Origin of the sequence: Leuconostoc holzapfelii (assembly GCF_012396485.1) — a bacterium.
Taxonomy (GTDB): Bacteria; Bacillota; Bacilli; order Lactobacillales; family Lactobacillaceae; genus Leuconostoc; species Leuconostoc holzapfelii.
The window spans coordinates 1-21,797 of the sequence record NZ_JAAXPO010000004.1; the positions used below are offsets into that span (position 1 = coordinate 1).

General features: G+C 43.4%; 20 protein-coding genes. 6 read left to right on the top strand and 14 right to left on the bottom strand.

The features are described from left to right. Positions 1–249: 249 nt before the first annotated feature. From HF966_RS03985 to HF966_RS04000, 4 genes are all read right to left on the bottom strand, one after another. Entirely contained in the window at positions 250–1,305 is a 1,056-nt protein-coding gene (locus tag HF966_RS03985) for a PTS sugar transporter subunit IIC (protein ID WP_168676779.1), read from the bottom strand. A gap of 63 nt (positions 1,306–1,368) precedes the next feature. Next, on the bottom strand, positions 1,369–2,361 hold the full coding sequence (locus tag HF966_RS03990; protein ID WP_168676474.1) for an NAD(P)-dependent oxidoreductase: 993 nt from the start codon (positions 2,359–2,361) through the stop codon (positions 1,369–1,371). Then, on the bottom strand, positions 2,354–3,550 hold the full coding sequence (locus HF966_RS03995) for an aminotransferase class I/II-fold pyridoxal phosphate-dependent enzyme (protein ID WP_168676475.1): 1,197 nt from the start codon (positions 3,548–3,550) through the stop codon (positions 2,354–2,356). The genes HF966_RS03990 and HF966_RS03995 overlap by 8 nt, the downstream gene beginning before the upstream one ends. Positions 3,551–3,860: 310 nt before the next feature. Then, positions 3,861–4,445, bottom strand: coding sequence for a nucleoside/nucleotide kinase family protein (locus tag HF966_RS04000; protein ID WP_168676477.1), 585 nt, complete (start codon positions 4,443–4,445; stop codon positions 3,861–3,863). Positions 4,446–4,572: 127 nt separating this feature from the next. Between HF966_RS04000 and HF966_RS04005 the strand changes: the two genes are divergently transcribed. After that, positions 4,573–5,973 carry an APC family permease gene (locus tag HF966_RS04005; RefSeq protein WP_168676478.1) on the top strand — a complete coding sequence of 467 codons (1,401 nt, stop codon included), beginning with the start codon at positions 4,573–4,575 and terminating at the stop codon, positions 5,971–5,973. A gap of 46 nt (positions 5,974–6,019) precedes the next feature. Here HF966_RS04005 and ezrA read toward each other — a convergent pair whose 3' ends face one another. After that, positions 6,020–7,732: a septation ring formation regulator EzrA gene (gene ezrA / locus HF966_RS04010; protein ID WP_168676480.1), complete on the bottom strand. Its 1,713-nt coding sequence runs from the start codon at positions 7,730–7,732 to the stop codon at positions 6,020–6,022. Positions 7,733–8,045: 313 nt separating this feature from the next. On the opposite strand from ezrA, the gene rpsD reads away from it, so the two are divergent. After that, the gene (gene rpsD / locus HF966_RS04015; protein WP_168676481.1) at positions 8,046–8,657 is read left to right on the top strand and encodes a 30S ribosomal protein S4; all 612 of its coding nucleotides are present in this window, start codon (positions 8,046–8,048) and stop codon (positions 8,655–8,657) included. A gap of 61 nt (positions 8,658–8,718) precedes the next feature. Here rpsD and HF966_RS04020 read toward each other — a convergent pair whose 3' ends face one another. Next, positions 8,719–10,407, bottom strand: a complete 1,689-nt coding sequence (locus HF966_RS04020; RefSeq protein WP_168676483.1) for an ABC transporter substrate-binding protein — start codon at positions 10,405–10,407, stop codon at positions 8,719–8,721. A gap of 110 nt (positions 10,408–10,517) precedes the next feature. Between HF966_RS04020 and HF966_RS04025 the strand changes: the two genes are divergently transcribed. The 4 genes from HF966_RS04025 (at position 10,518) to HF966_RS04045 (ending at position 14,299) form a co-directional block, all read left to right on the top strand. Next, positions 10,518–11,762, top strand: a complete 1,245-nt coding sequence (locus tag HF966_RS04025) for an MDR family MFS transporter (protein WP_168676485.1) — start codon at positions 10,518–10,520, stop codon at positions 11,760–11,762. Positions 11,763–11,800: 38 nt separating this feature from the next. After that, positions 11,801–12,175 carry a YueI family protein gene (locus HF966_RS04030; RefSeq protein WP_168676487.1) on the top strand — a complete coding sequence of 125 codons (375 nt, stop codon included), beginning with the start codon at positions 11,801–11,803 and terminating at the stop codon, positions 12,173–12,175. A 25-nt stretch (positions 12,176–12,200) separates the two neighbouring features. After that, on the top strand, positions 12,201–13,484 hold the full coding sequence (locus HF966_RS04035) for a replication-associated recombination protein A (protein ID WP_168676489.1): 1,284 nt from the start codon (positions 12,201–12,203) through the stop codon (positions 13,482–13,484). A 371-nt stretch (positions 13,485–13,855) separates the two neighbouring features. Then, the gene (locus HF966_RS04045) at positions 13,856–14,299 is read left to right on the top strand and encodes a universal stress protein (RefSeq protein WP_168676491.1); all 444 of its coding nucleotides are present in this window, start codon (positions 13,856–13,858) and stop codon (positions 14,297–14,299) included. A 46-nt stretch (positions 14,300–14,345) separates the two neighbouring features. Here the strand turns inward: HF966_RS04045 and HF966_RS04050 are convergent, their stop codons facing one another. The 8 genes from HF966_RS04050 to HF966_RS04085 form a co-directional block, all read right to left on the bottom strand. Then, positions 14,346–15,212 carry a helix-turn-helix domain-containing protein gene (locus tag HF966_RS04050; RefSeq protein WP_168676493.1) on the bottom strand — a complete coding sequence of 289 codons (867 nt, stop codon included), beginning with the start codon at positions 15,210–15,212 and terminating at the stop codon, positions 14,346–14,348. Then, on the bottom strand, positions 15,212–16,345 hold the full coding sequence (locus HF966_RS04055) for a D-alanine--D-alanine ligase family protein (RefSeq protein ID WP_168676495.1): 1,134 nt from the start codon (positions 16,343–16,345) through the stop codon (positions 15,212–15,214). The genes HF966_RS04050 and HF966_RS04055 overlap by 1 nt, the downstream gene beginning before the upstream one ends. A 58-nt stretch (positions 16,346–16,403) precedes the next feature. Continuing rightward, on the bottom strand, positions 16,404–17,411 hold the full coding sequence (locus tag HF966_RS04060) for a DUF2785 domain-containing protein (protein ID WP_168676497.1): 1,008 nt from the start codon (positions 17,409–17,411) through the stop codon (positions 16,404–16,406). Further along, entirely contained in the window at positions 17,411–18,628 is a 1,218-nt protein-coding gene (locus tag HF966_RS04065) for an FtsW/RodA/SpoVE family cell cycle protein (protein ID WP_168676499.1), read from the bottom strand. The genes HF966_RS04060 and HF966_RS04065 overlap by 1 nt, the downstream gene beginning before the upstream one ends. A gap of 64 nt (positions 18,629–18,692) precedes the next feature. Next, entirely contained in the window at positions 18,693–18,902 is a 210-nt protein-coding gene (locus HF966_RS04070; protein ID WP_168676501.1) for a DUF2969 family protein, read from the bottom strand. Between the two features lies 1 nt (position 18,903). Further along, a complete protein-coding gene (gene mreB, locus HF966_RS04075) occupies positions 18,904–19,896 on the bottom strand; it encodes a rod shape-determining protein (protein WP_168676503.1) in 993 nt (330 codons plus the stop codon). 98 nt (positions 19,897–19,994) lie between these two features. Next, positions 19,995–20,216, bottom strand: a complete 222-nt coding sequence (locus HF966_RS04080; protein ID WP_168676505.1) for a DUF1146 family protein — start codon at positions 20,214–20,216, stop codon at positions 19,995–19,997. Positions 20,217–20,340: 124 nt separating this feature from the next. Continuing rightward, positions 20,341–21,780: an amino acid permease gene (locus HF966_RS04085; RefSeq protein ID WP_168676507.1), complete on the bottom strand. Its 1,440-nt coding sequence runs from the start codon at positions 21,778–21,780 to the stop codon at positions 20,341–20,343. Between the last annotated feature and the right edge of the window lie 17 nt (positions 21,781–21,797).

A 21,797-nucleotide genomic window follows, 5' to 3' on the forward strand; every position in this document is an offset into this window, starting at 1 on the left:
GTTGCTAATCACTTGTCAACTACTTCTTTACGCAACTCTTACGAATCGCTCCTTCAAGTTATGCCTTGCTTTTGCGCCGCCGTTAGAACATATACTAATATACCGCCTTTCTTCCCCTCAGTCAACCTTTTTTTGTCTTCTATTTTACACGTTCGTTTATCCCCTTTATCACCCCCTTTCTTCACTTTTGCCGTTCGCTTTTTACTCGTTTTTCCCTTGCCCTTTTCTCGTGCCGTTTGCTTTATTCTTTTACTGTAGCGTTAACTTTAAATCATCTGGTTGTATATGGTGCAATTTATCAATAAACAACCACTTGAGCGCAAATGCTAACACGCCAGGTAAAATCACGAAAACAAGGATTATTTGAATCCCTGCTGACAGCGTCTTATCAGAGTATGTATAGGCAGTTAACGGACCAATTAAACCTGAAAAGCCAAATCCTGCAGAAAATGGCGTCCCCTTAATCGACAGTATACTCGCCACCATCCCCATGATGACTGCACCAATCGTGGTCGGGATAAATAGCTTTGGCTTCATGAGCATGTTAGCCATCTGAATTTTAGGTGATCCGATAAAATGGGCCAATGTGGCCCCAATCGGATTCACACGAGCCCCCATCGCCGCCAAAGTGAAGCTCGCCACAACAATTCCCGCATTTGCTGCACCCGAACCAACGCCCGATAAATTAATAGCCATGGCAATGCCGACAGAAGATAGCGGCGAAACGACTAAGAAAGCAAACACAGCCCCCAAAACTGCGCCCATTAGCACTGGTGTCAGATGTGTTGCAGCAGCGACCGCCGTGCCCATCAATGTTTGCACTAGGCGTAATGGCATTAATGTCATTAACCCCAAGCCACCCGCTACAATCACAACAAAAAGTGGCTGCAATAACATCTTAAAGTGACCAAAAATGGTCGTAGTCAATCTGGTTAAAGCCGTTGCCAACAGTACAACTAGCACAATGTTTAAAATAACCCCTGTGCCATTGATCACCATCCCCGTTGGTGTTTTCATCACGACACCTGACGACACAAAGGTTGCTAACGCAATCGCACCAGCATCAATGGTAGAGAGCTTGAATAATTGGCCAACCGCAAAGCCTGCAACTAACGGTAGTGTGCTTTGAATTAAAGTCGTCATAAAACTAATGTCTTTGGCAAGTACATTATCTGGGAATAACAAGACAAGTTGACTCACTAACGCACTGGGTATCAGTGTAATCACGATCCCCAGACTGATCCCATTTAAAACAGTGACAATGAATTGCTTGACCCTTTGACGTTGACTAATATTTTGCTTCATCATGATTCTCCCGTTAGTATATCGCAGTTAACTACCTATATATGTACGCGCAAAAGCGCTTGATTAAATTTCATTTTCCGCTGGCAAATCGTTGATAATGCGTAGCACATCAGTTAACGCTGTCTCAACCATGTTTTGGATTGCTAAATTCGTATAGAATGCAACATGTGGTGTCAGAATCACATTGGGCAGATCTAATAATGTTTGAATCTGTGTATCCGCCACACCTTGGGTGCGTAAATCCTGATTAAAGACTGCTGATTCTCCCACCACCGTGTCCAACGCGGCCGATTCGATTTCACCAGTTTGCAACGCCGCAATTAAGTCGGTCGTATCAATTACCTGACCCCTTGATGCGTTGACTAGACCTGCATGCGACTGCATTTGTTTAAAATCTGCCGCACGTAACAAACCCACCGATGACGGATTTAAATCGACATGTAAACTGATGACATCACTTTCAGACAATACCGTTGCTTTATCCACATAGGTTAAATACGCGCGGTGTTTATCTTGCGGTTGTGTATCATAGGCTAATACACGTGCACCCAAGGCATGAAGCAATTGCGCGAGCGTACCGCCAATACGGCCAGCACCGATAATACCGACAGTAACCGTATGAATTTCGCGCGCTTGTAGGCCGGCCCAGCGAAAGTCATTTTCAGCAACACGATGATCAAAAGCCCATGTGCGGCGTAATAATCGAAAAATCTGCATCAACGCCATTTCGGCTACTGAACGCGGTGAATAGGCTGGTACATTAGTCACCTTTAAACCTGCTGCTTGAGCAAGCCCCACTTCAATCATGTCATAACCGGCCGTTCGCGTTGTAATTTGTTTTAAACCTTGCTGCGCGAGATGCTGATAGAAGGCCAAATCGCCACCGATTTTGGCCGTTTGTTGCACAATTAAACCATCGTAGGCACTAAAATCAGTCATATTATCTGGATGAAGCGGTTCACGTGATAGGGTAATGTCAAGATCGTGGGTTTGTGCAAATGCTTGGATCGCCCGTTCTTCATCCGCACGAACACTCGTCATCAATATTTTAGTCATCGCGACCCGCCAAAATATAAGCCGTTAACCGCGACATTGCCTCTTGCAAAGTTGCCATCGACGCCGCGTAGCTCAAACGCACATACCCCTCACCACCAGGACCAAACGCTGAACCCGGGACAAAAGCCACCTGATTCTTCTCAGCCAGATCGCGGGCAAAAGCAACGTCGTCTTGGGTAAAGTCAGCCGGAATCTTGGCAAAAATATAAAACGCCCCAGCTGGTTTTGGCACCTCAAATCCTAGCGCCGTCATTGTTTGATAAACAAAGTCTCGCCGGGCTTGATACTCCGACTTCATCGCTAGTGTGTCGGCTTTGCCCGCAGCCGTACCCAAAGCCTCCGCAGCGGCGGCCATAGCCGAGTTCGTTGGGGTTGTAATTGTGAATTGATGTATCAAGCCTAACTTAGCAACCAGTTCAGCCGGCCCAGCAAGCAAACCAATGCGATAACCTGTCATCGCATGCGACTTGGACACACCGTTGAGCAAAATCGTTTGTTCTGGCAAATATTTAGCCATTGAGACATGCGATGCATCATATGTTAATTCAGAATAGATTTCATCTGAAATGACCACAATATCTGTCTCACGCAACACTTCAGCCAAAGCTTGTACTTCCGCTTCATTATATGTCACACCGGTTGGGTTAGACGGAAAGTTTAACACAATGGCCTTAATCTTATCCCCGTGTGCTGCAATCGCCGCACGCAACATGTCTGGGCTTAACACAAAATCATTGGCTGATGTGTCGATAAACACTGGTTCACCACCACCAACAAGGGTGACCGGGATATAAAGAGGAAAGATCGGTGTTGGCAATAACACTTTGTCCCCTGGATTAAGCAGGGAGGTAACTACCGTGTAAATGCCTTCCGTTGCGCCCACGGTCACAATAATTTCACTCGCAGCATCGTACGCCAAACCATAACGATCAGCTAAGAAACCCGCCGCCGCTTCACGGACAGCCAACGTACCGTTTGATGCCGCGTAATGTGAATCATTATCAGTAATCGACTTGACCGCGGCTTGTTTAATATGTTCAGGCACATTAAAATCCGGTTCCCCTAAGGTGAGCTTCAAAATGTTTGGAATCGCGCTGACTTCATTATCAAAAGCGCGAATCGCACTGGGCTGCACCAAGTCTAAGCGCTGGTTGAACGATGACAACAAGGCTGGTTTTGCGTGTGGCATAAATTTCTCCTCATATCCTTTTTACGACGTGGTTTAACAAAAAAGCGTACATCCGGTATCGACCGGATGTACGCTGGTTGGATCTGACACACAACGTATTTGGCATCCGGAAGTAGATCATCCGAACACCAACGCAAAACGCTTTTGGCAGTCGGCTATTTATCCGAAATACCAAAAGTAAAATTGATCTGCATGTTTGATGTGTTTGATTGCCATTTGTTAAAAAACCTTCACTATTTATGAGATAATCATAATCTCATTAAACCGAATTGTCAAGTAATCTATTATTTTTTTATCATATCGTTTTGCATCAGTAATTTTTTGACCGCCGCCGACCGTTGATGATATCCTGCACAAACCGATCAAGCTGGCGCTTTGTCCTTGCCCAATCATCATTATCTAACTCGTAGGCAATCCCTTTTAAAGCGTCTGGTAGGACAACGTCGCGTAAAAATTCTGGTGAGGCGACGCGGTGCTTAATCGCAGTTGGGTCATCGCCGCGGACCTGAACCCGTTCTACCAGTACATCTGGACTCGTCACCGTGACAAAAATAATGACAGCCTGTTCACCTAGTTCACGTGCATAAGTGATCGCACCAGCCGTATCCAAGACAATCGTAATAAAGGGATGCTTATCCCATGCACGTTGCAAACCTTCATAAGATGAGCCATACTGCGCACCCGCATAGTTCACCCGTTCAAGATAATGGTTTTTTTCAAAGGAAGCATCGTCTTCGAAATAATAAGCAACACCATTGATTTCACGATCACGTGGTGGACGAGTCGTGTGCGTTATGACACGAGGCATACGAAAATTATCTTGTAAATATCGTGCAATGGTTGTTTTGCCGACGCCAGTTGCCCCAGTAATCACAAATACTTTATTCTCTTTCATATATCCTGTATCCTGATTCATTGTTACTACTATTGTATCGTATCTTTACAAGCAACGTTAGACATTCACGCGTCAACTTGTTAAAATAATAGTTATGTTTAAATTAAAATAATATGGGAGAAATATTATGTCTATCTTCACAAGAGCATTCAGACGAGAATCTGTTCATAATTACATTAAAGCAGATTCTCATATGACCCGCGTCTTGACGACACGTGACCTGATTGGCCTTGGTGTCGGCACCGTGATCGGTACGGGAATTTTCATCCTACCCGGCCACGAGGCAGCGCAACACGCTGGACCGGCCGTATCCGTCGCCTTTTTAATCGCCGCTGTGTTTTCAGGATTATCCGGGATGGCCTTTGCTGAATTTTCATCAGCAATGCCGGTAGCAGGCTCTGCTTATTCCTATGGTAGTGTCATTTATGGTGAAGTGATCGGGTGGTTGTTGGGTTGGTCGCTGATATTGGAATACTTTTTAGCAGTTTCCGCCATTGCGACTGGTTTTTCTGCCTACCTGGGTGACCTGCTCACAATTTTTGGTATTCACATGCCAAAAAGCCTCATGGCTGGACCACTAGAAGGCGGTGTCGTGAACCTGTTTGCTGTTCTGATCATCTTGCTTGTCACTGCGATTCTATCCCGCGGATTGAACACTTCTAAAAGGGTGGAAAACGGTGCTGTTATTTTGAAAGTTGCCATCTTAGGACTATTCATCATTGGCGGTTCTTTCTTTATTAAGCACACCAACTATGTGCCATTTTATCCAAAAGAATTCCATTCTGGAATTGGTGGACTAAATGGCATATGGGCCGCTACTGCTAGTATTATCTTCGCTTTCTTGGGCTTTGATACAATTGCAGCACACGCTGCTGAAGTTAAAAACCCGCAAAAGACCATGGCACGCGGCATCATTGGCACCGTTTTAATTTCAGCCTTACTTTACGTTTTGTTCTCAGTCGTCCTCACTGGTATTGTAAATTACAAATCGCTAGGTGTGGATGATCCGGCCGCCTTTGCTTTACAAGCTATTCATCAAACGCAATTCTCGGTTGTGATTACAGTCGGCGCGTTGATTGGTATGTTTACCGCAATCTTGGCTTTAGTCTACGCCTCATCGCGACTCACTTATTCATTTGGTCGTGACGGCTTATTACCAAAGGGCTTGGGTAAAATTGCGCCCGGCACACACCTTCCTGTCAATGCGTTAATCATCGCTGTCGTTGTTGAATCGGTCTTTGCTGGACTCATTCCATTAAGCACGTTAGCCAGTCTGATTAATGCCGGTACTTTGTTGGCCTTTACCTTCATCAACTTCGGTATTTTGATCTTACGTCGCCGAAAAGACTTAGCACATGACGGTTTCAAAGTGCCTGGTTATCCAGTTATACCGTTTATCGCAGGCGTGATTAGCTTACTTTTGATCGCGAAGTTACCAGCCAACACCTTAATGCTCTTTAGCATCTGGGTAGTCGCTGGGATTGTTTGGTACATCATGTACGGTGTTAAACATTCAAAGTTATCATAATAAAAAGGACTGCTATGATGGATGCAGTCCTTTTTATTGTGCTAACTTATAAGAGTGGTGTCTTGCGACGCATATAGGCGTCAACTAACCTTTCGTACACACCAGGTTCCACGCTATCAAGCGCTGGTCCCAAAACATCCAGTGCTTTACCGTAGTTGTAATCTCTTTCGTAAAACATACGCGCTTGTTCACTTGCAGCAGCCACCCGCTCGTTGGATGCGCGGTAGCGATTAGCGTATTGTAACAATTGCTCGGTTAACGCAGCTTGATCAACCAATTTATCAGTCTTTTCTTTCAACGTATCAATATCTGCAGAAACAATATTTAATTGCCGTTGCACTTCATCCATATCAACGAGATCTGCTTTGAGGGATTTCGCAAGCCGGCCGAGTTCATTTGTTACCGCAAAGAAGTATTCCAGATAAATGGCTGGTAATCCAGGCAGATTCATGCGCTCAACCGCATGCTTAATTTTTTCAATTTCTTGTTGGTATTCACCGCCAAATTGCCGCGCTGAACGTTGTGCTTTTTCCAAACCTGAAATTTTTTCCCAGATATCAATTTGTTGTGTTTCAATTTCCGAGAAGTGCTTGAGCAAAGCTTCTTGCTTCGCACGTAATTCACTATATGACAGTTCTGAGGATTCTAACAAATCATCATTATAATTCACTTGCTCCTCAGCAGCGTTAATTTGTTCAAGCAGGACACGCCGTGTTTCCAGTTCACGATGGTTGAATTGGAAGCTTTGACCTAAGCGGTCTAATTCAATGGCCAGTGTGCTATTTTGTTCACGTAAACGCAATAAATCAGAAGATAGTTGATCCGCATACTTTACAACTTGCTGACGCGCACTGATTTCTGATTCCATCATGTCATAAAGCGTATCAATGCGGCGTTCGATATACCCATTTTGCTCGGTTACTTCTTTTAGCTTTAACTCACCCAGCAATTTCAACACCTGTTGTCGCTGTTGGTCAATTGCTTCTAATTCTTGCTGCAACGTATCGTTAGGGAAAACATAGCCTTGGGCAACCAATTCATCATGCCCTTGTGCCAATTCATTTAATTGGTCCACGTAAACTGTATTCAATTTTTCAAACAATGCCGGAATATCCGTCATCATTTTTTCCATTTGCGTGGTTTCCATGGCAAGCTGTTCATAGATGTCTGAAGCCGTTGCATGATCACCGGCTTCAGTCAATCGTGTAAATTCGTCATAATCTGCTTCGAGTTGCTTTAGAAATTGATCCAAAGCTGCATTGGCTGGGCCAAATTTGAAGTTTTCTGCTAATAAACGCTTACGCAAATCATCATACTTTTTCTTCAAATCATTAATGGCTTCGCGATGTGCTTCGTTAATTTTCTTTAGTTCGACCAAGCCGCTGCGGACATCATGAATCGTTTGTTCTGTGTCATCAACCATGGCCTCTAAACGGGCAAGTTCATGGCGCGTCTTAATAAAATTAATCCCACGCACTTCAAACAAAACTAAATTAGCCTGTTGGTCAATCTTTAAAAACTTATTATTTTTGACATCATTAAAACGGCTCTCAAGATTTTGATACTCTTTCAAAGATTGACCAGTTAAGGCCAACTTGCGACCTTCAACCAGTTCTTCGCGTACCTTGAGAGACATTAACTGTGCTTTTCTATCCTTAAAGGTCGTGACTTTTTTGACCGTTGCCCGCTGCATCACAAAGATGCCCAAATAGGCAATGACAACGATACCCAAAACAATTGCTAATATAATTAAATTCATGTGTGCTTATCCCAGTTTTATTGATACCCCAATTCTATCACGCCAGTTTTGCTTGTGCAGTTTTTCCGTTTGTTTTTTGCTAAATCTCAATTCGTTTACAATTTTCTTAATAACTTGCTAATTTAAGCAATTTCTGGTATATTGGGAGAAGTTGTTATATTGAGTAGCAGTAAGTAAAGAAGCGCGTCAACAGCGTCCCCAAATCGTTAGTAAGGCCATAGCTACTGGCACTGAGAAACGTCAAGTTTGGCGCTGCACGCATCTGGTGCTTACCCTCAAATGTACGACAAAATACATTTTGGAGGACATATATATGTCACGTTATACAGGTCCAAAGTGGCGCATTTCACGCCGCTTGGGTGTTTCATTGTCAGGTACTGGTAAGGAATTGTCACGTCGTGCATACGCACCTGGTGATCACGGTGCCGGACGCCGCGCCAAGGTTTCTGAATATGGTATGCAATTGCGCGAAAAGCAAAAGTTGCGTTTCACATATGGTTTGACAGAACGTCAATTCCATTCTTTGTTTAACAAAGCTGGTAAGATCCGTAAGGGTACTCACGGTACAAACTTCATGATCTTGTTGGAACAACGTTTGGATTCACTTGTTTACCGTCTTGGTTTGGCAACAACACGCCAACAAGCACGTCAATTGGTTAACCATGGTCACATCTTGGTAGATGGTAAGCGTGTTGACATTCCTTCATTCAACGTAACACCTGGTCAAGTGATCTCTGTTCGCGATAAGTCAAAGAACATCGTGCCTATCCAAGTTGCAGTTGAATCAGTTGTTGCACGTCCACAATTCGTATCATTCGATGCTGAAAAGCTTGAAGGTACTTTGGTACGTTTGCCAGAACGTGAAGAATTAGATGCCGACATCAACGAAGCTTTGATCGTCGAATACTACAACCGTTTGGGTTAATCTCTTAAACCAAATTTGGTTAAAAAACACCACCTTCGGGTGGTGTTTTTTTATTGTCTTTTTACCAAGCATTCTTGTAATCAAACTCATATGCATCATTAGCCAAAAATTGATGGATATAAACATCGCGGACCGCATGTATCGTGTAAATCAGTATATTTTGATCTACTAACCAATTGTCAATTTGCAGATAAATACCGTGTTGTTCTTCTGCACTGCTAGCGCGTTTAAAAAGCCTCACCATGTCTTGCAATGTTGCACGTTGCGCAGCTGGTAACATCTTTTGTATGAGTAAAGTTGGATTAGTGATAAATTCAAGGTACGAAAACACATCAGGATTCATCGGAATATCTGCTAACATCACGAGATCGGCTTCTTTTTCCAAAAAATCAGTATAATAATCTTGATGAAAATTAAACGTTATCACCTGTAAGTTAATGCCAACCTGTCGCGCACGCTTTTGAATCCAATCTGCCATATCCTGTGCTGGTTTAATGTGAGCAAGTGTCGCTAAAACAATCGGTTCATTGGCGTAGTTTGCTTGTTTTAATCGCTTTTTGGCGCGCTCTAATGATTTTTCAGTATCTACCACAGTATCTAATTTGTCATAGTGACTGGCTATTGTCCCAGTTTTCTGGTCAAAAAAACGCATATCAATCACATCATATAAAGCTGCACGTACGCGTTGGTTTTGAATCACACTTTTTCTTTGCAGGTTAGCAATGATAAATTCTGCGCCTGGAACAAGCCGTTTTGTCTTAATGTAATTAAAATAACCATAATCCTCGGGATTAAACAGCTGCTCAGCAATATGCGTATTATCAGTTATCAAATATTCTACTTCATCAATCATCGCCCGCAAACCATAATAATGATCAAACGCTTGCAGCTTCAATGTTGTCGCTGTTTTTTCACTTATCTGAAACGCACCAGTGCCCACCCAATTCACTATGTCAAACGGCACATCACAATCTATAATGACATATTTGGCATCAGTAATAAATCGTGGAAACGTCGGTTCCGGTTCTTTAAACTCAAATTGAATAACATCCAAGCCAATCACTGTCATCGTCTTGAGATTTGCCAATTGCCAGTATGCTTCTCCGAGTTGTCGCCGCACGCGTTCAAACGTATTTTTCACATCGATTGCCGTCATGACTTTACCATTATGGAATGGTACGCCTTTTCTTAAATAAAATGTCCACACCTTTTTCGCATCATCGGACTGCCAATGATGCGCCAACCCCGGTTTCAAAATTTTGTCGTAGTTAAGCAGTGTATCACCTAACTGTAAAACCAAACGATATTCATGATAAATTGATACCGCAACCGGATCAAGCGTCGTAATCGGCCGTGTCATAATCTGACGCAAAACACGTTTGTTCGCTGGCGTGGTCTGTACCCCAAGAAAATTTGTGAATGTTTGTCGGTAGTCAGCCAACCAACTTGAGGGTACCGCCAACTGCATTAAGTAGAGTATCCTTGCATGATCTGAATAACGCATGGCATCCGCCAACTCCGCTACAATTTCCTCACGAAAATCATGTAAAAAAGTGAGACGTGATACATGACCACGACCATGTCCCGGCTCATATGTAAGCCATTTTTTAGATTCATAAAAATGCAAACGGCGTTGGACCTGTTTATTTGAAATGTGCCAAAATGTCGCTAACTCCTGTGTCCTAACTGTGATAACCTGTCCTCGGGTTAAGTACCGCACACGTAATTCAATATATTCACGTTTTAACATACACCTTACCTCTTTTTAAAAGTGGACATATTTTAGAAAAGTTGTCCATTTTAACAATATTACGTCTATTTTATAATCTTACCATACACAAAGAGAGGCAGGTTAGGCGTATGTGGCATAGTTTGCACCCTAATATTAGAACGCGCATCAAAACACAATTTTTAAGTCGTTTTGGCAGTTCACTCATTTTTCCATTCATGGCGATTTATCTCACCCATGCTTACGACGCTCAAATCGCTGGTATATTGATGTTATGCAATATTACTGTCGCTTTTTTCGCCGGCATCTACGGTGGGTATCTCACAGATATTTTGGGTCGACGCCTTTTGTTGTGCGTTGGTGAAACCATAAAACTAGTAGTTGCCATTGGCATTTTTTGTGCGAACTTGCCAGTCTATCATTTTCCAGATCTAACTTTTTTGATGCTAACCATCGGTAACATTGCCAGCGGCTTAATCAATCCAGCCAGCGAAGCGATGCTCGTTGACGTTTCCACAGAGAAAACGCGTACGTACATGTATGCCATAAATTATTGGGCAGGCAATCTATCATTAATGTTAGGCACAATGATTGGTAGTTGGCTATTTCAAGACTACTTCATCGTGTTAACAGCTGGATTAATGTTCATTAACAGTATTTCTTGGTTTTTCACAACACAATTAATTACTGAAACACAGCCACAGCGCAAAGTAAGTGATCGCAAACTCGGTCTGTCCGCCTTATTACAAAATTATCAACTTGTCTTAAAAGATACTGCTTTCGTACTTTTTACAATTGGCGGTATCTTATTACTCAGCATCGAGTTTCAACGCAACAATTTCATTGCCGTCCACCTCGCAGAAAATTTTGTGCCTTTTCGATTAGGCGCCATTTCGATTGATGGTACAAAGATGATTGGCCTTTTGACAACAACGAACACACTAATTATTGTGCTTTTTACCGCACCCTTTTCGTTGTGGCTGAATCGACACAATCAACAGCTCCTTTTTATTGTCGGGGTTATCATTTTCGCCAGCGGTTTCGCGATCCAAGCCAGTACAACCCATTTTTATTGGTTACTATTATCCAGCATCATTTTGTCATTTGGCGAATTACTTTGCACACCAATTCGCCAAACACAACTGGCGACACTTATGCCAGCACAACAACGTGGCGCATATATCGCGTTTAATGGCGCAACATTTCAAATCAGCAAAATATTGGCTAGCCTAATGTTAGTCGGGGCACCATTTTTAAGCCCACTAATCATCAGTTTTTTGATTCTCCTATTGGGCTGTGGTGCCATTTTTTTCACGCTTCTAGGTCTACATACTACTCACGTGACCGATCAAGGTTCGAAACAAAACCAAAGATAACGTATAATAGACTTATTACAACGTATCGGAGAATAACAATGGACATCAATGAACGCTTGCAAAACGAACAACTTGGTGGCGGCCAACCGCAAATCAACCCTGATGAACAACGTCGGTATCTTGGCACGTTTCGGGAACGTGTTATTGTGGCTGTTAAAGCATCTCAAGTCAACCAAACTAACATTCAGTCACAATTTGAAGCCGCACTCAAAGCACAACCAATTGGAAAAATACTTATTAACCAAGACTTAGCAGGCGCAAGCTTTACAGCCTATGTCGCGATAGCTGCACGGACCAATCATCCTTTCACGCTGCTATCACACGTCGCAACGTCAGCCACACAAGACGATCCCATTGCCGTCTTACTAGCTGCCGATGAAGCCGTTAACATCGACCAAATTTATTTCACTTAAACTAACCAGAAAGGCTGCGCGCTCTATGCAACAACCACTCGCATATCGTATGCGTCCAACTAAAATTGAAGAAATTGTCGGGCAACAGCATCTTGTCGGCGAAGGTAAAATTATCTGGCGTATGGTGGCAGCAAAGCGCTTAAGCTCTATGATTTTATATGGCCCGCCGGGTATTGGTAAGACCTCCATCGCATCGGCGATTGCTGGTTCTTCCCAATACGCCTTTCGCATGCTCAATGCCGCCACAGACAGTCAAAAAGATTTACAAATTGTCGCTGAAGAAGCGAAAATGTCTGGCGCTGTCGTGTTGCTCTTAGACGAAATTCATCGTTTAAATAAGGTCAAGCAGGACTTCTTATTACCTTATTTGGAATCTGGGGCCATTATTTTAATTGGCGCCACCACGGAAAACCCTTATATCAATGTCACCCCTGCCATTCGATCGCGAACGCAAATCTTTCAGTTAGAACCCTTAAACGAACAGGATATTTTATCCGCCGTAGATCGGGCACTAACCGATCAAGCAAACGGACTGGGCAACTACACCGTCACCCTTGACGACAACGCCCGCCACCAACTCGCACGTGCAACAAATGGCGATTTACGCAGCGCATTAAACGGCTTAGAGTTGGCTGTCTTATCTACCAAGCCAGACGACAGTCAACAGATCCATATCACTTTGCCCATTATCGAAGAAACCGTGCAACGGAAAGCGCTCTCAGCGGACAAAGATGGCGATGCGCACTACGATGTGATCTCAGCGCTACAGAAGTCTATTCGCGGCTCAGATGTTGATGCCGCCTTACACTACGCCGCCCGTATCATCGAATCCGGTGATATCAACATTCTCGCCCGCCGTTTAACAGTCATTGCTTACGAAGATATCGGGCTAGCAAATCCTGGTGCGGCCCAACGTGCTGTGACTGCCATTCAAGCCGCGCAAACTCTGGGTTTCCCAGAAGCACGTATCCCCTTTGCCAATGCGATTATTGAATTGGCGCTATCTCCCAAATCAAATGCCGCCTATCTTGCCATGGATGCCGCACTGACCGATGTCCGTCATGGCAAGAGCCGCGACATCCCACTACATCTCAAAGATGCGCACTACCAAGGGGCGGCTGATTTGGGCCATGGGACTGACTATCTCTATCCCCATGACTACGAAAACGACTGGGTACCACAGCAATATTTGCCTGACAACTTACGCAAGGTGACTTATTTCCAACCAAAAGGCAACTCAAAAATTGAACAATCATTCCAAGATATTTATAAGACATTAAAAGCACAACAGCAAAAAGGCCTGCAATGACTGGCTACTGGTTAAAATGTCAAGACTGGTTGTGCGCGTATTTTAGCGGTATAATAGTTGTTGAATTCCTCAGATATACGCATTGCTACACCATCAGTTTTTTCCTTACAACCTTTATTTCTCGGTTGGGAATTCTTGACTTAGAAGATCTGCCCTTTCATTCGGTAATCTGACAATCCTGATGCACCATCCACCTCGATAATTTCGAGGAAAATCTGCGTAGCGGTTAACGGTATCACGAGTGTTCCGGGCATGTCCCGTGCATCCATTTCGGTGGGTGCTTTTTTTATACCTGAATCACAGCAAAATACTATTATTTTTTCAATGTAAGCGTTATACTTAGTGTATAAATACACTAAAGGAGATTTCTTATGACAGCAAACTACAACAAAATTTTGGTGCCAATGGATGGTTCAAAAGAATCAGAAGCAGCACTCGTTCGTGCGATTGAATTAGCAAATGACGCTGGTGATCAAGGCGTTTTGTCAATCTTAAATGTGATTGATACGCGTGCTTTCCAAAATGTTGCGAGCTTTGACGATACAATGGTTGAAGCTGTTTCTGAAGAAACACGTAAGAGCCTTGAAAAGTACAAGCAACAAGCGCTTGATGCCGGTGTTAAAAATGTTGATTACCTGATCGAATATGGTTCACCTAAGGCATTAGTTGCCAAAGAAGTGCCTAACGAAGTTGGGGCTGATTTGATTGTAATTGGGGCAACAGGATTAAACGCCGTTGAGCGTTTGGTGATTGGTTCAGTCACTGAATTCGTTACACGAACTGCTAAAGTTGATGTTTTGGTCGTTCGTGGCTAAACAATTAAATAAACAAAAAATAAGCCGAATGGCTTATTTTTTTTGTTTAAAATTCAACTGTATCTAGCTCTGCTAATCGCTTTTCGGCTGTTTGACGGTTTGATAAGTAAGCAGCAACCCGTGCGTAATGCAATTGACGCTTTGCTTCGGCGGCATTGCCACGTTGTGCTTCCACTTTTGCCAACAATTCGCTCAAATCTGGTACCCAGAACAGATCCACACGCTTGTGTAATGCTGTGAGCGCGTCATTTAAAATTGCCGCTGCCTTATCCAAGTCACCACGCTTAATTAAGAAATCAACATAACGCTGGCGGGCTTGCAAGGCAACATGGAATTCTAAATCATTGGCTGTCAGTAGATCTGGCTCAAGCTCAGAAGCTAACATGAACTTTTCTTTGGCCGCTACCATATCTCCTTGTAAGAAATAATTAGTCGCCATTTGCCGGTAAGCATAGAACAAGTAAAAGTCACCCAATGATGGCGTTTTCTTATCGACAGCCAAATCAGCATAATGCACAACCTTTGAAAAGTCATCATGATGATAACTAGCTTCTTCTGCTTTCAAAATATAATAAGCTTGAATGGTTGGTGCATTTTGACTCAAAGCTTTTTCAAATTCTGCAAATTCTTGCAAAGCTTCATGCTTCATTTGCAACACAACTTTGCCTAGTAATTCTTTCGCTTTTTGCGTTAAGAAATCACCACTGACAAACTCTGACATGTCTAAATTCAGACGGTCCAAAATTGCCAACAAAACATCGGCATTTGGCACCCGATTTTGGTTTTCCACAAGTGAAATTGTCGCTTGTGTTGTAATCCCTTCTGCAAGTTCAACTTGAGACAAGCGCATCTTTTTACGTGCTGCGCGAATTGCCTTGCCGTCAAAACTGTCATTTCTGCCGTTTTTTACCATTAGTTAAACTTCCCTATTTTTTCTTCACCTAATGTTACAAATTGATAACTCAATTTTGCATTCTTCTCGAATTCTTCAAAACCATAAGTAATCATCTTTTCAACGAGCGCCACATTGTCAATATCTGAATAATCCCACAAACGCTTAAAGAGTGACATATTCGTAAAGCCAGGTAATGTGTTGGGTTCACCCAAATATGGTACATTGTTTTCGTCCAATAAGAAATCCATCCGCGCTTCGCCACGCAAATTCAAGACCTTATAGGCTTGCAATGCCATATCTTTCACTTCTTTGGTGACTGCTGCGGGTAGGTTTGCTGGAATTTCAAATTGAACAGCGGAATTGTCAACAAACTTGTTGTTGTAATCATACCAACCGTCCCCATCACCTTGGTTCGGTACGGCGTGGGCACCAATTTCTGAGACTAATGGCTCATCGTTTCCAATAACCCCGACTTCAAGCTCACGTGGGCCTTTGACAGCTTGCTCCACCAAAACTTTGTAATCATATTGGAACGAATCAGCCAATGCTGCCGCAAACTCTTCAGCCGATGTCGCCCGCGAAATACCAACTGATGACCCTTGGTTCGCTGCTTTCACGAAAACAACGTCACCAAATGTGGCAACAACTTTATCCCAAGTCCAATCTTGAGCCGTCTTTTCGTCCAAAACAACATAATTCGTATTGCGAATATGATTCACAGTCAACAGTTCTTTTGTCATGGCTTTGTCAAAACTGACCGCATGTCCGCGAAGTGGCGCACCAACAAATGGCTTATTTAATAATCTAAACAACCCTTGTAGCGTCCCATCTTCACCAAGATTACCATGCACAACTGGGAAGAAAATGTCAAAATCACCCGCTTCGCGTAACGCACTAATGCGGGCCAAGGGATCCTGCGTGTCGACTTTAGCCATAAAAGCATCAACAATTGGTTGTTCCTCTTCCAAGGCTAACACACGCTTTGAACTTTCAGGATCTAAGAAATAACCATTTTGTGCAATGGCAAATACCGTAATGTCGTACTTACCGCTTGCTGCAATTGCTTGATAATAATTTTGTGCAGAACGCTTCGAAACATCATGTTCGGAAGAATTACCACCAAATAAAAGGGCCACATGTTTTTTTGTCATTGTATTTTACTCCGGAATTTATTATATCAAAATGAGGTAATATTATGCAAGAAATATTTTAAGTCAAATAATCTTTGGTTTCTGAGACATACTTAAAGATGGCATCCGGCACGGTTGGCCGTTCTTGTAACAAAATAGTCTGAAAGAAACGTGTGCGATTATAGAGTTGGTGCCATCGGCCTTCCGATTCTGGCGGTTGTCGCGTCACCAAGTCTTTTCGCCATAGTTTTAAGGTGAGCAGGACATAGTCCTGATAAACTTCATGTGTCTTTGCCGATTGCAAGGCAACCGCCACAATGCGGTTCGTTTCACCCATGACGAGAGGCTGTTGTAATTCGCGGTACCCCGATAACATGCTAGCTAGGACAAATAATTTATCCGCGCGCATTAAATTTGGCATCAAAAGAATCTCGTTGACAGCATTCCCAATGTGGGTAAATGCATGTGCCCAACCATTCGTGCCAATAAAACCACGCGCATCGCGTTCGAGCGCCGCATATAGCGCCACTTGATCAATAACGTGATCAAGCTGCGCCTCAGATAAGAACGGGGTCTTGGTTCGATGTGTGAATAAAAGCAGCGAGATCACTAACACGCTAAAAGACCGACGATAAATCGCTGCATTATTGCCTTCAAAAATATGATCAAAAAGTTGTTCGTCAGTCGTTAAATAACTCATGACCCAGCGCATCTGTGCTTCAGTCATCAACTGGTTTTGAATGACATCACTCAAGAAAAAAAACGCCCCAGTATCACGATACTTCGGTAATGGATTCGCTAATTGCGCAACAACCAACGCTAGTGTGTCATCAGCGATTGGCTCTACATCCAACGCCGCCGCATGCTCACCATCTTGTGCCTTGGTCTCTAACAACTGGCTGTATGATTGCATACGTGTTAATGCCAGATCACCATCAGTCGGCAATGACACGTCCGTGACTGGCTGCGGTGATAAACCACGGATATTTTCAGCCATCGCCTCACCGAGTGACTGGAAAATGTCGCCGTCACGCGTTTTCTGACGCAAGGTCTTAAATTGTGTTTGTAATTCTGCTAAGGTCATCATTACATTGAAAATCCTGTTGATTCCGTGAACGTTGCGTTCTGTTGCTGATAACCAATCGTCAGAATTAAGCCAACCCCAATCATATTACCGAGCAACGACGACCCACCTTGTGAGATGAAGGGCAACGGAATACCAGTCATTGGCAGCAAGCCAATGTTCATCCCGATGTTTTCGAAGACGTGAAAAAGCACCATCATCACCACACCTGTTGCAATATAAGCGTAAAATGCGTTTTGCGCTTTGAACGTGGCCTGAATCAGTCGATAAATCAAAATAAAATAAAGACCGATAAGTAAAGCACCACCAATAAATCCAAAACTTTCCCCAATGACTGAAAAAATCATATCGGATTCACGCACAGGCACATAAACTTTCAAATGGCCAAATCCTTGGCCTGTAATTTGTCCTGAACCAATTGCTTTGAGACTTTGATAAACTTGATAACCAGACGCAGAAGTATCTTGGTCTGGGTGGAGCCAAGTTTGAATACGATCAAATTGGTACAGCTTGAAGCCTAACGCATCTAAAATTGTTTTCCCAGTTGCAGAGGTCACCAGCACCAACATTGTAATCCCAATCGTGGCTACAACACCAATTACTGGCCCCAAAATGCGCCACGTCACACCAGAAACCAACGCGACGCCACCAAAAATCGCCATAAAGACTAGCAACGTCCCTAAATCGTTTTGGAGTGCTATCAAGACGGCAATTGGTAAGAACCATAAGGCCATTTTGCCTAACAACAGCCAATCAGAATGCGTACTGTGATGTTCATACTGCCGATTGTGCTGCGCTACCACACGGCTCAACATGAGGATAAACGCAGGTTTGACAACTTCTGAGGGTTGGAAGGTAATGGGGCCGAGAACGAACCACGATTTTGCACCCGTAGAAGCCGCCATATTGCGATCATACAGTACTAAGACCGCAGCAAGCAAAAACACACCTAAGCCGTAGGCTACTGGTGCTAAGCGCCAAAGCTGTGACGCATCAAATCGTAGCAAAAAAGCAATGATAATCGTTCCCAGAATCCAGAATATGCCTTGCACGATTGTGGCCCGCAAAGCGGATTGCATGGTGCCATATTGTGAATGCAACACGGCTTGAAAAATTGCGCTTAAGCCAATAATCATGAAAAGCAACAATGTTAAAATAATGCCCCAGTCCAGTTCTGAACCAGAAGTACGATTGCTCATTTGTCGTGAAGGTCGTTGCATGTGGATGTTACCTCTTTTTATGTACAAACCCTTACCATATACATGATAAGGGCTTTTAACTATTTTACTGATATAGATTAAAACTCGCTAAAATAGCTTCGATTGCTTCATCTTGCGTCTTAGCTTGATTGATCACCGCTTGTTTACCAAAATAGCCCACATAGCCGCGATCAGCTGGTGCGACATACCCAATTTGCTTATTATCGATGTGCACCTGTGTTTGATCATCAACGACAACTAAGTCGACACTAAAATTTTGATTTTTTTTCCGCATGTTACAATCCCTTACGTCCTGATTTCATGTGTTCCAACAATGCGCCAGCACCCTTTGCAACATTGTCCAACGGCGAGTCTGAGACAACGACAGGTACTTCTAAGGCATCAGATAGCAATTGATCCATTCCGTGGAGCAATGCGCCACCACCAGTGAGCATAATGCCGCGATCAATAATATCTGCTGCTAATTCAGGTGGCAACTTAGCCAAAACGGAATGCGCAGCCCGTACAATTTGTTGCAAAGTATCATGCAGCGCTTCTTCGATTTCGTTTGAATTAATTGTGATCGTCTTTGGCATACCTTCAAAGTTATCACGACCACGCACTTCCATCGTCAACGGTTCATCGACTGGCAAGGCAGAGCCAATTTGAATTTTGATCGTTTCTGCTGTGCGTTCCCCAACAATTAAATTGTGGCGACGCTTAAGGTAGCCCACAATGTCAAAGTTCATCTTGTCTCCGGCCACACGAATTGATTCAGAGACGACAATATCGCCGAGCGAGAGCACCGCAATATCTGAGGTACCACCACCCATGTCAATCACCATTGACCCCACGGGCTTGAAAATATCCAACCCAGCGCCAACTGCCGCGACCTTTGGTTCGTATTCAAGATAAACCTTAGCGCCACCAGCTTTTTCGGCGGCTTGAATAATGGCTTTGCGTTCAATTTCTGTGATATTAGTTGGCGCGCAAATCATGATGTTGGGCTTTGACATGAAACCTTTGACGTTTAACTTATTGACGAAGTATGTCAACATCGCTTCGGTCACATCAAAATCTGAGATCACCCCATCTTTCAAAGGACGTACTGCTCGAATATTACCCGGTGTACGACCGACCATGCGGTAAGCTTCAGAGCCGACTGCCAATACACGATCTGTTTTGTCATCAACAGCCACAACAGAAGGTTCGTTCAACACAATCCCCTTACCTTCTACGTAAATGAGAACATTGGCTGTTCCCAAGTCAATGCCGATATCTTTTGCCATGTTTCGTCTCCAGTTTTTATTTTTTATAAACGGGCGTACAACGCCGACTTGTCTACATAATCTAGTCAATTATACCACAGTTGTTACTGGTTTTTGAGCTACTTTCCAAATACTGTCCCTGGTATAGCTAAGACCCAATTCGTGATTGAAATAAAGAAACTCGCCACTAAATAACCCAATCCAACCGCTAAAATAATTTTTAAAAATGCAGCTTGTTTGGGTGTATATGGCATGAATTTTGCGAAATTAATTGGTTTGATGGTCCAAAATACAAAATACATGGCCAGCACGTTGAGACTGAGCATAACTATTGGATTCATGATGCCCCCTTGATTGTTTGAAATACTTTGTACTTCATTATACCAATACATAAGCCGCTAATGGGCCAGCAATGTCCAGCCGATAAAAAAGCCGCCTAGGCCATGCCTTGGTCGACTTCTTTTGCTACTGTTCTTGTGATAAATCAACTGATTCAAGCTTGATTAATTTTGTTTTGTGACGGATTTTATAACCAACGTATAATATAACGAACAGCGGTACTGAAAGATAAGTCACCGCAATTTTCTCTAAATTAAGGTGGGCAAAGCTTGCTGGATCTTGACCAATAATCACACCAATAGAGATAATCAAAGCGACCAATGGCCCAAAGGGGAACCACTTGGCCTTGTACTTCAACGCGTTCAAATCTTTACCTTGGGCCACATAGGCACGACGGAAGCGATAGTGTGAAATGGCAATCCCAACCCAAGCAATAAAGCCTGTCAAGCCTGAGGCATTGACCAACCAAGTATATGCCACTGAACCACCTTTTGTATTCGAAATGAAGGCCAATAGGCCAATAGCTGTTGTCAATAGTAAGGCAGCCACCGGCACACCGCGCTTTGACACTTTAGCAAAAATCTTTGGCGCTTCACCTTTCCGTGCCATCGCGTACAACATCCGTGTTGAAGCATAAGATCCAGAATTGGCAGATGATACGATGGAAGTCAAAATCACCGCATTCATTAAGCTCGCCGCAAACGCAATGCCAGCATTCTTAAAGACAATTGTAAATGGTGACACCGCGATGTTCTCAGTTGACGCGCTCAACAAACGTGGGTCTTGATAGTAAACCAATGCCGAGATCACAAAAATCGCCAAAATGTAAAATAGCAAAATACGCCAGAAAACTTGGTTAATTGCTTTTGGCACTGACTTGTCTGGATCTTTTGCTTCACCAGCTGTAATCCCAATTAATTCCGTACCTTGAAATGAGAAACCAGCCACAACAAAGACTGACAGTACTGCTTGTGGTCCGCCGACAAAGCCGTGGTGCCCAACCGACAAGTTCTTCATCACATTGATATCTGAGTGAATAATGCCAAAAATAGTGGCAATACCAACAATCAAAAATGCAATGATTGTGACCACCTTAACCATCGACAACCAAAACTCAGCTTCACCAAAGGCACCCACAGAAAAGAGATTAATTAAAAATATTAAAATCAAGGCCGCCGCTGAAAAGAGCCATGCTGGTGTATGGGGGAACCAAAAATTAGAAACCAACCCTACCGCAACAATATCAACGGCTAATGTAATTGCCCAGTTAAACCAATAGTTCCAACCCATCGCAAACCCTAACGCTGGATCCACATATTTACCGGCGTAATCTGAAAATGACCCCGATGTTGGTGAATAAGTTGCCATTTCACCTAAACTGGTCATTAAAAAGTACACCATCACGCCAATCGCTAGATAAGCTACAATGGCCCCCGAAGGGCCCGCTTGAGCGATTGTGGCCCCGGAAGCAACAAACAACCCTGTTCCAATTGAGCCACCTAAGGCAATCATTGACACATGACGCGTCTTCAAATTACGCTTCATTTCGCCATTATGTTCTGTCATGAAAATTTCTCCCTATT

Excerpts from the sequence above, each read along its gene's own strand:
- HF966_RS03985 (WP_168676779.1), bottom strand. The coding sequence starts at position 1,305 with ATGAAGCAAAATATTAGTCAACGTCAAAGGGTCAAGCAATTCATTGTC.
- HF966_RS03990 (WP_168676474.1), bottom strand. The coding sequence starts at position 2,361 with ATGACTAAAATATTGATGACGAGTGTTCGTGCGGATGAAGAACGGGCG.
- HF966_RS03995 (WP_168676475.1), bottom strand. The coding sequence starts at position 3,550 with ATGCCACACGCAAAACCAGCCTTGTTGTCATCGTTCAACCAGCGCTTA.
- HF966_RS04000 (WP_168676477.1), bottom strand. The coding sequence starts at position 4,445 with ATGAAAGAGAATAAAGTATTTGTGATTACTGGGGCAACTGGCGTCGGC.
- HF966_RS04005 (WP_168676478.1), top strand. The coding sequence starts at position 4,573 with ATGTCTATCTTCACAAGAGCATTCAGACGAGAATCTGTTCATAATTAC.
- ezrA (WP_168676480.1), bottom strand. The coding sequence starts at position 7,732 with ATGAATTTAATTATATTAGCAATTGTTTTGGGTATCGTTGTCATTGCC.
- rpsD (WP_168676481.1), top strand. The coding sequence starts at position 8,046 with ATGTCACGTTATACAGGTCCAAAGTGGCGCATTTCACGCCGCTTGGGT.
- HF966_RS04020 (WP_168676483.1), bottom strand. The coding sequence starts at position 10,407 with ATGTTAAAACGTGAATATATTGAATTACGTGTGCGGTACTTAACCCGA.
- HF966_RS04025 (WP_168676485.1), top strand. The coding sequence starts at position 10,518 with ATGTGGCATAGTTTGCACCCTAATATTAGAACGCGCATCAAAACACAA.
- HF966_RS04030 (WP_168676487.1), top strand. The coding sequence starts at position 11,801 with ATGGACATCAATGAACGCTTGCAAAACGAACAACTTGGTGGCGGCCAA.
- HF966_RS04035 (WP_168676489.1), top strand. The coding sequence starts at position 12,201 with ATGCAACAACCACTCGCATATCGTATGCGTCCAACTAAAATTGAAGAA.
- HF966_RS04045 (WP_168676491.1), top strand. The coding sequence starts at position 13,856 with ATGACAGCAAACTACAACAAAATTTTGGTGCCAATGGATGGTTCAAAA.
- HF966_RS04050 (WP_168676493.1), bottom strand. The coding sequence starts at position 15,212 with ATGGTAAAAAACGGCAGAAATGACAGTTTTGACGGCAAGGCAATTCGC.
- HF966_RS04055 (WP_168676495.1), bottom strand. The coding sequence starts at position 16,345 with ATGACAAAAAAACATGTGGCCCTTTTATTTGGTGGTAATTCTTCCGAA.
- HF966_RS04060 (WP_168676497.1), bottom strand. The coding sequence starts at position 17,411 with ATGATGACCTTAGCAGAATTACAAACACAATTTAAGACCTTGCGTCAG.
- HF966_RS04065 (WP_168676499.1), bottom strand. The coding sequence starts at position 18,628 with ATGCAACGACCTTCACGACAAATGAGCAATCGTACTTCTGGTTCAGAA.
- HF966_RS04070 (WP_168676501.1), bottom strand. The coding sequence starts at position 18,902 with ATGCGGAAAAAAAATCAAAATTTTAGTGTCGACTTAGTTGTCGTTGAT.
- mreB (WP_168676503.1), bottom strand. The coding sequence starts at position 19,896 with ATGGCAAAAGATATCGGCATTGACTTGGGAACAGCCAATGTTCTCATT.
- HF966_RS04080 (WP_168676505.1), bottom strand. The coding sequence starts at position 20,216 with ATGAATCCAATAGTTATGCTCAGTCTCAACGTGCTGGCCATGTATTTT.
- HF966_RS04085 (WP_168676507.1), bottom strand. The coding sequence starts at position 21,780 with ATGACAGAACATAATGGCGAAATGAAGCGTAATTTGAAGACGCGTCAT.